The organism is Rhizobium sp. PRIMUS64 (assembly GCF_023006465.1).
Taxonomy (GTDB): domain Bacteria; phylum Pseudomonadota; class Alphaproteobacteria; order Rhizobiales; family Rhizobiaceae; genus Rhizobium; species Rhizobium leguminosarum.
On the sequence record NZ_JALBGX010000162.1, the window covers coordinates 1 to 13,650 of the forward strand.

11 protein-coding genes and 1 pseudogene are annotated in these 13,650 nt (G+C 60.9%); 5 read left to right on the top strand and 7 right to left on the bottom strand.

What is annotated here, in order from left to right:
* Positions 1-190: pseudogene (locus MOV76_RS34490) on the bottom strand (hypothetical protein); the annotation flags it as partial.
* A gap of 313 nt (positions 191-503) precedes the next feature.
* Between MOV76_RS34490 and MOV76_RS34495 the strand changes: the two are divergent.
* Both MOV76_RS34495 and MOV76_RS34500 read left to right on the top strand, forming a co-directional pair.
* Positions 504-1,907, top strand: a complete 1,404-nt coding sequence (locus tag MOV76_RS34495; RefSeq protein WP_247266219.1) for an aspartate aminotransferase family protein — start codon at positions 504-506, stop codon at positions 1,905-1,907.
* Positions 1,908-1,984: 77 nt separating this feature from the next.
* Positions 1,985-2,305 (top strand): low molecular weight protein tyrosine phosphatase family protein, encoded by a 321-nt coding sequence (locus MOV76_RS34500; RefSeq protein WP_247266220.1) that lies wholly within the window; start codon positions 1,985-1,987, stop codon positions 2,303-2,305.
* Positions 2,306-2,413: 108 nt separating this feature from the next.
* Here MOV76_RS34500 and MOV76_RS34505 read toward each other — a convergent pair whose 3' ends face one another.
* Positions 2,414-2,947: a GNAT family N-acetyltransferase gene (locus MOV76_RS34505; protein WP_247266221.1), complete on the bottom strand. Its 534-nt coding sequence runs from the start codon at positions 2,945-2,947 to the stop codon at positions 2,414-2,416.
* Between the two features lie 96 nt (positions 2,948-3,043).
* On the opposite strand from MOV76_RS34505, the gene MOV76_RS34510 reads away from it, so the two are divergent.
* A complete protein-coding gene (locus tag MOV76_RS34510; protein ID WP_247266222.1) occupies positions 3,044-3,829 on the top strand; it encodes a class I SAM-dependent methyltransferase in 786 nt (261 codons plus the stop codon).
* 56 nt (positions 3,830-3,885) lie between these two features.
* Here MOV76_RS34510 and MOV76_RS34515 read toward each other — a convergent pair whose 3' ends face one another.
* The 3 genes from MOV76_RS34515 to MOV76_RS34525 all read right to left on the bottom strand — a co-directional run bounded on the left by MOV76_RS34515 (position 3,886) and on the right by MOV76_RS34525 (position 7,221).
* Positions 3,886-4,308 carry a TIGR02594 family protein gene (locus tag MOV76_RS34515; protein ID WP_018242589.1) on the bottom strand — a complete coding sequence of 141 codons (423 nt, stop codon included), beginning with the start codon at positions 4,306-4,308 and terminating at the stop codon, positions 3,886-3,888.
* Positions 4,309-4,809: 501 nt separating this feature from the next.
* Entirely contained in the window at positions 4,810-5,985 is a 1,176-nt protein-coding gene (locus MOV76_RS34520) for an MFS transporter (RefSeq protein WP_247266223.1), read from the bottom strand.
* A gap of 336 nt (positions 5,986-6,321) precedes the next feature.
* Positions 6,322-7,221, bottom strand: a complete 900-nt coding sequence (locus MOV76_RS34525) for a LysR family transcriptional regulator (protein WP_247266224.1) — start codon at positions 7,219-7,221, stop codon at positions 6,322-6,324.
* Positions 7,222-7,412: 191 nt separating this feature from the next.
* Between MOV76_RS34525 and MOV76_RS34530 the strand changes: the two genes are divergently transcribed.
* Positions 7,413-8,729 carry an MFS transporter gene (locus tag MOV76_RS34530; RefSeq protein WP_247266225.1) on the top strand — a complete coding sequence of 439 codons (1,317 nt, stop codon included), beginning with the start codon at positions 7,413-7,415 and terminating at the stop codon, positions 8,727-8,729.
* Positions 8,730-8,919: 190 nt separating this feature from the next.
* On the opposite strand, the gene tyrS is transcribed toward MOV76_RS34530, so the two are convergent.
* Positions 8,920-10,185: a tyrosine--tRNA ligase gene (tyrS, locus tag MOV76_RS34535; protein ID WP_193443688.1), complete on the bottom strand. Its 1,266-nt coding sequence runs from the start codon at positions 10,183-10,185 to the stop codon at positions 8,920-8,922.
* A gap of 339 nt (positions 10,186-10,524) precedes the next feature.
* On the opposite strand from tyrS, the gene MOV76_RS34540 reads away from it, so the two are divergent.
* Positions 10,525-12,426 (top strand): potassium transporter Kup, encoded by a 1,902-nt coding sequence (locus tag MOV76_RS34540; protein WP_130652644.1) that lies wholly within the window; start codon positions 10,525-10,527, stop codon positions 12,424-12,426.
* A 96-nt stretch (positions 12,427-12,522) separates the two neighbouring features.
* Here MOV76_RS34540 and MOV76_RS34545 read toward each other — a convergent pair.
* Positions 12,523-13,650 (bottom strand): sodium:proton antiporter (locus tag MOV76_RS34545; protein ID WP_247266226.1); only part of this gene is annotated, 1,128 nt, incomplete at its 5' end.

The following is a 13,650-nucleotide window of genomic DNA, read 5'->3' on the forward strand; positions in this document are numbered from 1 at the left end:
CAGGCTCGCCGGTTGCCGCGGGCGCCGGCTCGCCGGTTGGTCCGGCCGCCGATTGCTCGGTTGGCTTGTCGATCGCGAATGGCACAACTTCACGGATAATGAAGAGAAGAACTATCCCGACCAACGTGCACGTCAGCGCGTAGAGAAGGAAATATTTCAGTGCACATCCCTCGCTAATTGGCAGCACCAACTTGACAATGGTGCAAATGATATTTCCTCATTATTGAACGATACTTAAAAAAAGGCAATCATTTTCAACAAGAGCCACGAAATTTCAAAAATGGACAGAACGGGATAAGGTAGTTATTGTAGATATTTAGGAAGCGCATCCCCGATGCTCAATTTATCTTGAGGTCTGAGCAAGCCCAAGGAAGGCCCCGGAGCCCATATCCGGGATCGCCCACGGCAAAGACAGCCCCGGCGATATCGGCTAGATTGCGTGTGCCGGCAGCCTGCTTTCGAGGGTGTGCCCCTCCAGGATCGATGGCGGCAGGGGGATCCGCATGACGGCAATTGCATCTCTGTTTCAGGAAGCCGCCCGCCTTGCTGCGGGATTCCGGCAGGCAACGCCCGCCCGCCACGTGCCCACCCACGACTACGCAGCCTCGCTTGCCTGTTTCGACGAACCGCTGCCGGCGGCCGGTTCCGATATGCTTGATGTCATCAGGCGTCTCTCGGACGGCGCCGAACCCGGGCTGCATGCAACCACAGGGCCGCGCTTTTTCGGCTGGGTCATCGGCGGCTCCCATCCGGTCGGCGTCGCGGCTGATTTCCTCACCAGCGCCTGGGGCCAAAATGCCGGAAACCATGCCGTTGCCCCGGCCGCGTCCGCCGTCGAGACCGTCGCGGCGAGATGGCTTCTCGATCTCTTGCAGCTGCCGGCCGAAAGCTCGGTCGGTTTCGTCACGGGTGCGACGGTGGCGAACTTCACCTGCCTTGCCGCCGCGCGCGGCGAGGTGCTGCGCCAGGTGGGCTGGGATGCCGATGCCAACGGCCTGTTCGGCGCCCCCGAGATTACCGTGCTGATTGGCGACGATGCCCACACGACGGTATTCTCCGCGCTGCAATTCCTAGGCCTCGGCCACGATCGTGTGCTGCGCGTGCGCACCGATCCGGTAGGCCGGATAGACCCGGCCGCGCTGGCGGGCACGCTCGATACGGTCTCCGGTCCCGTCGTCGCCATTCTCCAGGCGGGGCAGATCAATACTGGCGCCTTCGACGATTTCGCCGCCATCATCCCGCTGTTGAAGGCAAAAGGCGCCTGGGTGCATGTCGATGGTGCCTTTGGCCTCTGGGCGCAGGCATCTATGAAGACCAGCCACCTCAGCCGCGGCATCGAAGCGGCCGACAGCTGGGCGACCGACGGCCACAAATGGCTGCAGACGCCCTATGATTGCGGCTATGCCATCGTCCGCGACGAACTCGCTCATCGCCGTGCCATGACGATTGCCGCGAGCTATCTGCCGCTCGCCGGCCAAGGCGAACGCGATCCCTCCCATTACGTGCCCGAGCTTTCGAGAAGGGCACGCGGCTTTGCCACCTGGGCGATGCTGAAACATCTCGGCCGCGACGGCATCACCACCCTCATCGATCAGTGCTGCGCCTCAGCGCGGCTGATCGCCGATCTCCTGTCGCGGCAACCGGGCATCGGCATATTGAACGACGTCGTGCTGAACCAGCTCGTCATCCGCTTCGGAACGGACCTGCCCTCCGAAGAAGGCGACGCGCTGACGCGAAAGACGATCGAAAAGATCCAGGCGGACGGCATGATCTTCGCCGGCGGCGCCAAATGGCGCGGCCGCGACGTCCTGCGCCTCTCCGTCACCAATTTCCAGACGACGTCAGATGAGGCGCAACTCGCCGCACAAAGCATCATCGCTGCGTTCAAGAGTGCCAGCCGAGGGTGATGCATCAACTCCTTTGGTTCGCCCGGATACGGAATTGTGCTATCGCCAGCCTTGTTCACTCCGGGAGAGATCGAAGCGTGAAAAACGTCCTGTTCGTCTGTAGTCAGAACAAGCTTCGCAGCCCGACGGCCGAACAGGTCTTCGCGAACTGGCCTGAAATCGAAGTCTCCTCGGCAGGTACGAATAAGGATGCCGAAAATCCGTTATCGAACGAGCTGGTCGAATGGGCCGATATCGTCTTTGTGATGGAGAAGGCTCACCGTGCGAAAGTCCAGAGCAAGTACCGGTCAGCTCTCAAGGACACGCGGTTGATCTGCCTTCATATTCCTGACGATTACGATTTCATGGATCCCGCGCTCGTGCAGCTGCTGAAGGCAAAGGTGCCCCGGCATCTCTAAGCCTGTTCATGCGACCGTAAAACGCCGCCCGCACAAGGCGGGCAATTCTCCCGTCCGTCCCGCCTCGCGCCAGTAGCGGCACTTGCGGCCAAGCTGCGGGGCCGGTGGTCAAACTTGTTGAGAGACATATTCCGGAAACTCGGCCGCACCGCGACTTAGGGCTTTTACCATCAACAGGCCATCGTCGAAGTAGCCGTTTCTCGCGTAGAACTGATGCGTACGCTCCCTGCCCAGCACCACGGCGATGCGGATCACCGCGCATTCAGTCCGCTCCGCCTCCGCTTCGATCCACGCCATCATCTTGCCGCCGATGCCCTGACTGCGCAGGGCGCTGTCTACCACCACGTTGTCCGCCTCGACATATTTGCCGCACCACAACTGAGTGCCGGTCCACAAACCCGACGCACCCACCATCCGTTCGTCGATGTAGGCTGCTATGCAGCGGTAGTTGCTCTGTGCAAACATGGCTGAAAGTCGTTGGCAAACCACGGCCTCACTCAGGCGACTAACCTGGCTGTACAGAGGGGAAATTGTCATCATCTGATCGAGGCCGACCAGCTCGCGGATGATCACTTCGTCGGACACAGCAGCCCCTATCCTCTCGATCACATGATAGTGCACGCGAACTTGGTCATGATCCATAGGCGTGAACCTCTTACAGTGGACCGCCCGTCTTCCCATTGCCACACGCACCGCTTATAGCTCCCCGCCCGTTCCGATCGCACAAGGAGGAGAGCCATGAACGCCAATGATGTCGCCGCCCATTGGGAGAGCAATGCCGAGACCTGGACGATCTACAGCCGCGCCGGCTACGACAAATACCGCGACGCGCTGAACACGCCGGCCTTTCTGGACATGCTGCCGCCGGTCACCGGCTTAGCGGGGCTCGACCTAGGCTGCGGCGAAGGCTCCAATACCCGCGCCGTCGCCCGCCTCGGCGCCCGCATGACCGGGCTCGACATCGCCCCGACCTTCATTCGCTATGCCGGCGAGAGCGAGGCAGAAGCGCCGCTCGGCATCGACTATGTGCTCGGCGACGGCCAGAGCATCGATTTCCCGGAGGCGAGCTTCGATTTCGTCACCGCCTTCATGTCGATGATGGACATGGCCGACCAGCGCGGAGTGCTGAAGGGCATCCACCGGGTCCTGAAGCCGGGCGGCTTCCTGCAGTTTTCGATCCTGCACCCCTGTTTCGTGCCGCCGACACGCCGCAATATCCGCAATCAGGCCGGCGAGCCCGTCGCGGTGGAGATCGCCGATTATTTCGACGAGAGCGACGGCCGGATCGATCGCTGGATCTTCTCCTCCATCCCCGAGGCCGAACGGGCGACGCTGACGCCGTTTGCCGTCCCGCGCTTTCACCGGACGCTGTCGACCTGGGTGTCGATGATCGTCGAAGCGGGACTGATGATCGAAGCTTTCGGCGAGCCCATGGCGTCAGTCGAGGTGGCTCTCGCCGAGCCAATGGTCGCAGATACCCGCATCGCACCGATCTTCCTCCACGTCAGGGCGCGCAAGGCGTAAGGCCTGTTTTCCCGCCGCCATCTAGGTTTGGAAGGAGGGTGAGTTCTCACCCGACATCATCGTCGCACGGCGACCACCGAGCTGGCGCGATAGCGCGACAGCTGCACCCGGTTGGATTGATTGCCGCCAAACAGGTAGACGTACTGCCGGCGCTGGTCGATGTGATCGAACAGGCTGACATGAAAGCGTCGACCGGTGCGGATCACCACGACATCCCCTCGCCTGGCGGCGCGGAAGAACACCGGCTTGCCGAACTTTCTCCAAGACGCCGCCATATTGGGGTTGGGCGGCGGTTCCCGCGAAGATCGCTTGGCGACAAAGGCCAGAAACGCCCCGCACCACGACACCCTGCGCGGATTGATGCTGAGGAATGAGATGGAGCGTTCATGCATGCTCTTGTACTTGGACGCCGTGCCGAGCATGTCCGCCTCACAGGGCACGGCAAGCACCGTGAGGACGATGACGAGAATAACCTTCATAGTTACCCACCATTGTTTGTATAATGTTGGAAATTCCGAAATGTGGCGAAGAATAAAACAGGCGCGGCAACGTAGATGCGAATTATGGCGTGATTTAGAAACAACTAATACTGGCATTTTGGCGGCGGAAATTTGTCCGAAGCGAGGCGCAGAACTCCGTCGGCGAGCCTCCCTTTGAGGCCGGACACGGCCATCACAAACCCCGCAAAACATATGTTTTTCGGGGCCGAAAGGCTGGAGTTTCGCCATCCCAATCAGGTCCATTCAGACGAGATGGACGGTGTCCGCAATGCTTGAGCAGCAAAACCATTGGCCAAGAGTTGACGACAGCGCGCGGAATTAGCTCCTCACCTATACGAGCTATATTTCCGATGGCTGCTCATAATACTTAAACGTGACGGGAAATACATTGCCCTCGCCCAATTCACCAGCGAAAGCCGGAGGTTGCCCCTCCGGTGCGGACGTGAACGAGCTTAGGAGAGCGGAGGCCAGCGTGGCGTGTCAACCGCGTGGTTGCGCCGGTTCGGGTTGGCCTGTGACCGGGGCAGGATCAGCGGCAAGTGCCCTGGTGACCAGCAATGCTGCGGCGAGAACAGGGACGACCGCCCAGTACGAAAAGCGGATGCCGAAGTGTTCGGCAACGAAACCGAGCAGTGGCGGCCCGGCGAAAAACACAAGGAACGTCGTCTGCCCAAGCGCTGCAACGTTGACGGGTGCGGGTAGATCGGTGCGTCGGGCCGCAGCCGAGATGGCAAGCGGATAAACTGAAGAGCAGCCGATACCTGTCAGGCCAAAGCCTGCGAGCGCGACAACAGGGTGTGTCGCCGTCGCAACCATGACAACACCGATGGCCGCGATCCCAAGCAGAGTGATTGCGACAGGGCGCGGATTGAAGCGGTCGATGACAGGGTCCATGCCGAGCCGCCCGATGGCGATGAACGAGGAGAAAATGGTCACGCTGAGCCCGCCGACGAAGGGTTCGACCGCGAACACGTCCCGCATATAGATAGCCGACCAATCGACGCTTGCGCCTTCGGCAAGAAGCGGAGCTGCGGCGACAAGGCAAAGGGGGAGCAGTCCGATCGTGGGAAAAGCGATGATCGGCGTATCTCCGGAGTGAGCGTCCTGCCGCCGGGGCGCATTCTCGATCCCGGCGAAGACGATCGACCCGGCAATCAAGACCGTCACGAGGACGATGAAGGTATGCAGTTCGATGGAGACGGCAGCCTGCCGCATGCCGGCGGCAACAAGGGCGGTGATGCAGAAGCCGAGGCTCCACATACCGTGAGCCCGGCTCATGATGCGGTACCCAAGCAGCGCCTCATGGCGATCGGTTTCGATATTGGCGTTGATCTCGAATGCTCCGGTGAAAACGCCGGCAATGAAGAACAATGGCACCGCCAGAAGAGCTGAAGGCATCCAGGGGATCAGCGCGAAAAACAACGACGCACCGAAGACGGTGACGAAAGCGGTGGTGCGCGCACCGAGCCTCTCGATGAACCTCACCGAGAACGTCAACCCGCAGAGAACCCCGGAGGACATGACGGCGAGCAGCAGGCCAAGCTCCCCTTCCGTAAGGCTGAACTTAAGCTGAAGGTCGGGCAGCCGCGAAACAAACGCCCCCAGGGAAAGGGCCACGGCAAACTGAATGAAGAAAATACGGTGGTGCGGCTTCATCTCGGGGACTCTGCTCCGATTGGGGCGGGATTGAAGCCCAGGGATCCGACGGCATAGCCGGACATTCCGACGAAATGGCGACTGGCTCGGACACCCGCGGTCTCAGGATTATCGACCACCATTGCTGACAGCCAGTGTCAGCATGATGCAGCCGCCGGTAATTTCACAGCAGCCGCTCAAGACTGGTGTCCGCTTATTGGCGCCATCAGCGATCACCATTCGGCGGTGCCGAGCAGCAATTCTCGCTCCCTGCATCAACGAGAGGCTGCACTGCATAAGATCGCGGATCACGTCTGCGGAATGGGAACGAAGCGCTTGATTTGACGGGCCACGCACTCAATTCATCGAGTGGAACGTCTCAAAAATCAGCGCCCTCAGCCAGCGATGCACGGGATCTGCGTCCATGCGGGGGTGCCACGCCTGCACGATGTTGAAACCCGACACGGCCACGGGCAGGTCAAAGGTTTTGATATGGCTTATCGCGGCGGACTTGCAATATGATTTCGGAATCGAGCCGACCAAATCGGATGCCGCCGCAACTGCTATCACCGCCGGAAAGCTTGGCACGATCAGTCTGACATCACGGACATGGCCCAATTCGGCGAGCACCCTGTCGATCGGACCGGCGAAATCCGCTTGCATCGAGAAGAGCACGTGACCCCAGGCGGCATAGCGCTCGGCCGTTATCCGATCAGCATCGAAGATCGGGTGCCCTACCCTTGCGAGACCGACATACTGATCCTCGAAAAGAGTTTGGCAACGCAGCTCCCCGCTATCTCGCGGGAGGACACCGATGTCCAAATCTATCGCCGCGTCCCTCAAAGCCTGAACGTCCTTGTCCGATCTCGGCGCAAAGCGAAGCCTTATCCCCGGCGCAGCGTTCGTCACAGCGGCGCTCAGACCCGCGGCGTAGAGAAGCACGAATGCTTCATTGGCACGGATCGTGAAGTGGCGCCGCACCTCCCGAATCTCCACGGTCGATGGCGGACTAAGGACGGCTTGCACGGCTTCTTTCAACAAATGTACCTCGGCACCAATCGCCAGGGCATGAGGCGTCGCAACCATGCCGCGCCCGGCCGGCACAAGAATCGGATCACCCAGCGCGGTCCTCAACCGTGACAGCGTCCGGCTCATGGCGGACGTGCTGAGGCCAAGCCGACGGGCGGCGGCCGATACGCTCTGCTCGCGCAGCAACGCATCCAGTGCCACCAAGAGGTTAAGATCGAGATCAGACATGGCTCAATTCTATTCAGGCATGGCGCATTACGCAACGGTCGATTGATTTTGTTGCGTCTGGCGCGGGCAATCAGCAAAGCCTAAGTAGTCGACCGTCCAACAAACATCGAGGAGTTCTCATGTCCCTCACCTACACCGCACCAATTTCTCAGGACGGCCTGGCGTCGCCTCGACGGTACCTGGCTATTGCCATGTTGCTCCTTACGCTTGTTCTTGTCGTTTTGGACGGAGCCATTGCCAATGTCGCCTTACCCCCGATCGCGGTCTCGCTGCACGCGGAGGCGGGTAACACCGTATGGGTCGTCTCGGCCTATCAGCTGGCCGTGCTTGTTGCCATTCTTCCATGTGGTGCGCTGGGTGAAATCTACGGCGCGCGGCGGGTCTTCCTGATCGGCGTCGCGCTGTTCACCGCGGCTTCCGCAGCCTGCGCCTTCGCGGGCGACCTTCCCTTACTGATCCTTGCTCGTTTCGCGCAGGGCTTGGGAGGTGGCGCGATCATGGCGCTTGCCATGATGAACCTGCGCTCGGCCGTCCCGCAGCACATGCTGGGTCCGATCATCGGCATCAACGCCATGGTCATCGCCATTTCTTCCGCTGCCGGCCCCGGCATTGCCGGCGCCATCCTTTCCGTCACGACCTGGCCTTGGCTGTTTGCAGTCAATATACCACTCGGCGCCATCGTTCTGCTCGGCGGCGGTCTGCTCGGGCAAATTCAGGGTGCAAAGCGAAAGCTGAACGCAAAAGTGATGCTGGCCAACACGCTGATGTTCATCCTTTTCTTCTGCGGCGCCGACCGGATAGCGATCGCGCCGATAAGCGGTGCCGTCCTCATCGCCGCCTCGCTGGCCTGCCTTTTCGTCCTGCTGCGCCTTGAACGGACCAGTGACGCACCAATCGTTCCCACGGACCTGCTGGCGGAACCGGCATTCCGCGTGGCGATCATCGCCTCGATATCGTGCTTCTGCGGCCAGATGCTGAGCTACATCGCGCTACCCTTTTACCTTCAACACACGTTGCACATGACGCCGGTTTTGGCCGGTCTGTACATGATGCCCTGGCCTGCCGCGACCGCGATCATCGCGCCCATTTCGGGACGTTTGGCAAACCGCGTCAAGACGGCATGGCTTTGCGCCATCGGCGGCGCGCTGCTCGCCCTAGGCCTCCTGATGGTCGGATTCACCCCGCCCGACCCGAGAGGCATCGCGTTTCTCGTCGGTACTGTGATCGCCGGCCTCGGTTTCGGACTGTTCCAGACGCCGAACAACCGAATTCTCCTTCTGTCGGCACCGAAAGCCAGAAGCGGCGCCGCCGGCGCCATGCAGGGCACCGCGCGGCTTCTCGGCCAAACCCTGGGTGGAATCTGCATGTCGATCATCTTCGCAACATTGCCGTTGTCGAACGCGCTCGAATTTGCGGTCGTCACGGCGGGCGGCTGCGCAGCAATAGCGAGCCTGGTCAGCCTGAGCCGGGCTCGCTACGAAGTGGTGAAACAGCCTGGAGCGGTTTGAACAGACGGTTCGTGGTCGTCCGGGTGAAGAGGGCGTTCTCCGAAATAATGAACGCCCCACGTCTCAGGTGTCCTGCTGCCGGACATTTCTTTCTCGTTGCATGAAGACCGCTTGCCACATCAAGCTTGTAACAATGGGGAGCGCGACGAAGTGGTCGACTTGGCCCGCTCCCCGAGTTGAAGACACCACACTAAACCGACTGAAGGAGGACGTGTCGCTTCTTGCCGACTGATAGCCGGATCACGCCGTCCTGGATGTCGGAGTCGCAAAGCCGCATTGCCTCGTCGTTTACACCGCCACCGTTCACCCGAACCCCGCCGCCGACGATCAACCGCCGTGCTTCGCTTTTCGACTTGGCGAGCCCGGCAACAACCATGGCGTCGACAAGCGGAAAATTGCCGCGAAGGCTATCCGGCAGCCTAACCGTCGGGAGACCGGCCGGCACCTCGCCCGCCTCGAAGGCGCGCCGGGAGGTTTCGGAAGCTTGCGCTGCCGCATCTGCCCCGTGGCAGAGGCTGGTGATTTGGTCGGCAAGGATCTTTTTCGCTTCGTTGATCTCGGAATCCCGAAGCACATCGAGGCGTGCAATTTCACCTAAGGGTAACTCGGTGAACAGCCTGAGAAAACGACCCACATCCGCATCCCCGGTGTTTCTCCAGAATTGCCAGAACTCATAGGGCGACAACCGGCCTGCGTTTAGCCAAACCGCCCCCGAAACGCTCTTGCCCATCTTCGCGCCCGACGACGTCGTCAGCAGCGGGGCAGTCAATCCAAACAGGGCGCGTCCGCCAATCCGCCGTCCAAATTCGACGCCGCTGACGATATTGCCCCACTGGTCGGAGCCACCAAGTTGAAGCAGGCAGCCGCGGCTTTCTGCGAGGACATGAAAGTCGTAGGCCTGCATGACCATGTAGTTGAATTCCAGTAATGTCAGCGATTGCTCCCGTTCCAACCGTTGGCGCACACTCTCCGATGTAAGCATCCGGTTGACTGAAAAATGCGGCCCGATATCGCGCAGGAAATCGAGATAGTTGAGCCCGCCCAACCAGTCGGCATTGTTGACCATGACAGCATCTGTCGGACCGTCCCCGAAAGCGAGGAACCGCTCGAAGACACGCCGGATGCCGATCAGGTTTTTCGTGATCTGCTCTTCGCTGAGAAAGGGACGCGACGTGTCGCGGAAGCTCGGATCGCCCAGGCGGCTTGTCGCACCGCCGAGCAACGCAATGGGTTTGTTGCCGGTCTTCTGGAACCACCGCAGCATCATGATCGGAATGAGATGCCCGACATGAAGGCTGTCGGCGGTGAGATCGAAGCCGTTATAGGCTGTGCCGGCTCCTGAACAAAGCCAGCTGTCGAGTGCTTCCAAGTCGGTGCATTGATGCAGGAAGCCGCGCTCGCTCAAAGTGCGAAGAAAGTCGGATCTAGGTCCGGCGGGCTGAGAGGATAGTATCACGAGGGTCTCCATTTGGGCCGATCAGGCCGGAGACCTACTGTTGACACACGTGCCGCCGACCGTGCGGCGTCTCGAGTGTCAGGAATATGACCTTGCGCCGCTCTATGGGAGCAGCGTGTAATAGAAGCTCGAAAGGTTCAGGGCGCAGGTCATGCATCCTTTTTACCATGCGACAGCGCAATCGCAAGGGGATGCGAACTGACGACATTGAACGGATCGCAACGCTCCCATCCCCGCATCCGCCCACCACAAAAATACTCGCACCCGCATCAATTTGCTTGCCGTTCTGCAATGCGGCATATGTTTGTTCTCATAGGCAAGTGGCATGAGCGGGGAACCATGACGTCGACGCATATGGATAAGACGGGGGATGGCGTCGGCCGGAAGGGCTTTGTCGGACTGGTCATCGGCGCGGTCGGCGTCGTCTATGGCGATATCGGCACTAGCCCGCTCTATGCCTTTCGCGAGGCGTTGAGGCCCTTTGCCGCCGATGGCGTGCATGAGACCGAGGTCATCGGTCTGATTTCGCTGATGGTCTGGACGCTGACGATCATCGTGACCTTCAAATATGTGCTCTTCCTTCTCAGGGCGGACAATGACGGCGAAGGCGGCGCGCTTTCGCTCCTTGCCCTCCTGATGAAGAAGATGGGACGTAACGTGCCGGTGCTCTTCTTCGCCGGCCTGATCGGCGCTGCCCTCTTCATCGGCGATGCGATGATCACGCCGGCCCTGTCGGTGATGTCGGCGCTCGAGGGCCTGAAATTGATCACACCCGCCTTTGCCGAATACGTCCCGCTTGCGTCGGCAGCGATCATGGTCGTCCTCTTTGCCGTCCAGTCGAGGGGAACAGCCGCCGTCTCCAGGCTTTTCGGACCGATCACGGTGTTGTGGTTTCTGGCCATGGCGGCCGGCGGCCTCATCCATATCGGCGACGACTGGAGGATTCTGGCCGCGCTCAATCCGGCCAATGCATTCCTGTTCCTCACCCATGCCGGCAGCGTCGGCCTCATCGTGCTCGGCGCCGTTTTTCTGACGGTAACAGGTGCCGAGGCGCTCTATGCCGATCTCGGGCATTTCGGACGCCGCCCGATCCAGATGGCATGGTTCGTGCTCGTCTTTCCCGCATTGTTGCTGAACTACCTCGGGCAAGGCGCGCTGGTTCTCGCCCATCCCGAAACGGCCGGCAACCCGTTCTTTCTGATGTATCCCGACTGGGCCTTGCCGCCGATGGTTCTTCTGGCGACGATGGCGACGATCATCGCCAGCCAGGCGGTGATAACAGGCGCATTTTCGCTGTCCCGCTCGGCGGTTCACCTCGGCTTCCTGCCGAGGCTCAGGATCAAGTTCACGTCGGAGACCAACACCGGCCAGATCTACGTGCCGGCCGTCAATCTTCTCCTGCTGGTCGGCGTGCTGATGCTGATCTTTTCCTTCGGCGACTCCGAGTCGCTGGCGACCGCCTATGGCATCTCCGTGACTGGAACCATGGTCATCTCGACCATGCTGGTCTTCCAGTTCCTTCGGGTCGTCTGGGGCTACTCCCTCGTGCTCGCCGCCGCCTGGCTGCTGCCGCTCTTCACCATCGAAGTCATGTTCCTGGCGGCCAATCTGCTGAAGATCTACGATGGCGGCTGGGTTCCAGTCGCCCTTGCGCTGGCAATCATGATCCTGATGTGGACATGGACCCGAGGCCAGGCCTATCTGAAGAGGCTGCGAGCCAACAACGAGATCCCGCTCGATTCCTTCATCAGGTCGATCGAGCGAAAGTCGGACCATTCGCCGGTCACCGTTCCGGGAACGGCAGTGTTCCTGACCAGCGTTCCGGACCGGACGCCGAACGTGCTGCTCCACAATCTCAAGCACAACCACGTGCTCCACGAACAGAACGTCATCCTGACCGTGTGGACCGAGGACGAACCTTATGTCCCCGACAGCCGCCGCATCAAGATCAGCCAACTCTCGCCGCGTTTCGTGCGCCTCGACATCACCTTCGGCTTCATGGACGACCCAGATGTCACCAGGGCATTGGCTCTTTGCCGGGAGGGCGGCTTCAAGTTCGAGATCATGAGGACTTCCTTCTATCTCGGCCGCCGGAACCTCGTCAGGACGCCGAACACCGGGCTGCCCGCCTGGCAGGAGCGCATATTCATGGCGCTGGAAGGCTTGGCGATTGATCCTTCCGACTATTTCAACTTGCCGTCCAATCGCGTCGTCGAACTCGGCGAACAGATCGCCATTTAGGTCAGGACGCCGCTCGGCGACATAAGGATCGCGCCGGTATCAGCCCCGGTATCGCAATGCGTTGACGATGATGGCGAAAGCGCGAGGCGCTGAACATCAGGCTTTGGCCGAGATCGCGCTCAATTCCTCGAGATCGAGATCCCGTTCCAGCTCGCGCAACGTCTCATCATCGATCTCGCCGGCGCGGTGGAGGCGGATGAGTTCCCGGCGTCCCGTGGCAACTGCTTCGAGAACGACGTCGAAGTGCGCATGCAGCACCGGTATGTAGTGCTCGGTTCTCTCGGCATAGTCGACGATCGACGTAGCCCGGCGCTGGTAGCGCTCCAGCAATTGCGGATGGATGAGTTTCCCCTCCGCATCATATGCCAGGCTCTGGACGATCCCGAACTGCGCCTGCGCCATGGCGGCTTCGGCCTGGCTCATCGTCAGGCGCGCTCTTTCCGACTCCGGTTCCACCAGCCGCGCCCAGGCGATCACCCGCCCCAATGTCGTGCCCTGTATGAGCACAGTTCCGAGAATGACGGCGAAGGCCGTCACGAGGATGAAGTCGCGGCCGGGAAATCCTTCCGGCAAGCTCAGCGCCAAAGCAAGCGTCACCACGCCGCGCACGCCCGCCCAGCTGAGAACGGTGGCGCCGCCGACGCCGAGCGGCGCGGCGCGTGTGAACCCCAGGGCAGTGCATAACCTGATGACGAAATCGGCGGCGAAGACCCAGGCAAAACGCGCGAGAACGAGCGCCACGAGGATCGCCAGCATCGGCAATCCCATGGTCGCGATCACGGTGGCAAAGCCGCCGCCGCGTTCGACGACATCCCGGAGCGACAGCCCGATCAGGATGAACACCGCCGCTTCCATCAGGAAGATCATCACCGTCCAGAACGAGATGCCGCGCATGCGCATTGCGGCTGAAAGCACGGTGTGCTGGTGCCAGCTCATGATCAGGCCGGCGGTAACCGTGGCGATGACGCCGGAAACATGCAGCTGCTCGCCGAGCAGATAGGCAATCCAGCCGAGCAGCACCGAGGCTGCGATGATGAGATATTCGTCGCCGAGACGCCGGACAAGTTTGTACCATGCCGTTCCCACAACGATGCCGACGACGGCGCCGCCGAGCGCCAGCACGAGGAAGCTGCCGGCCGCCTCCCCCGCGCTGAAGGCGCCCGTTGCGGCAGCGGCAACGGCAAAGCGGAAGAGAACCAGGCCGCTGGCATCGTTGAGCAGGCT

Coding starts and splice junctions, on each gene's coding strand:
- MOV76_RS34525 (WP_247266224.1), bottom strand. CDS start 7,221: ATGTCTGATCTCGATCTTAACCTCTTGGTGGCACTGGATGCGTTGCTG.
- MOV76_RS34520 (WP_247266223.1), bottom strand. CDS start 5,985: ATGAAGCCGCACCACCGTATTTTCTTCATTCAGTTTGCCGTGGCCCTT.
- MOV76_RS34530 (WP_247266225.1), top strand. CDS start 7,413: ATGTTGCTCCTTACGCTTGTTCTTGTCGTTTTGGACGGAGCCATTGCC.
- MOV76_RS34540 (WP_130652644.1), top strand. CDS start 10,525: ATGACGTCGACGCATATGGATAAGACGGGGGATGGCGTCGGCCGGAAG.
- MOV76_RS34515 (WP_018242589.1), bottom strand. CDS start 4,308: ATGAAGGTTATTCTCGTCATCGTCCTCACGGTGCTTGCCGTGCCCTGT.
- MOV76_RS34510 (WP_247266222.1), top strand. CDS start 3,044: ATGAACGCCAATGATGTCGCCGCCCATTGGGAGAGCAATGCCGAGACC.
- MOV76_RS34495 (WP_247266219.1), top strand. CDS start 504: ATGACGGCAATTGCATCTCTGTTTCAGGAAGCCGCCCGCCTTGCTGCG.
- MOV76_RS34505 (WP_247266221.1), bottom strand. CDS start 2,947: ATGGATCATGACCAAGTTCGCGTGCACTATCATGTGATCGAGAGGATA.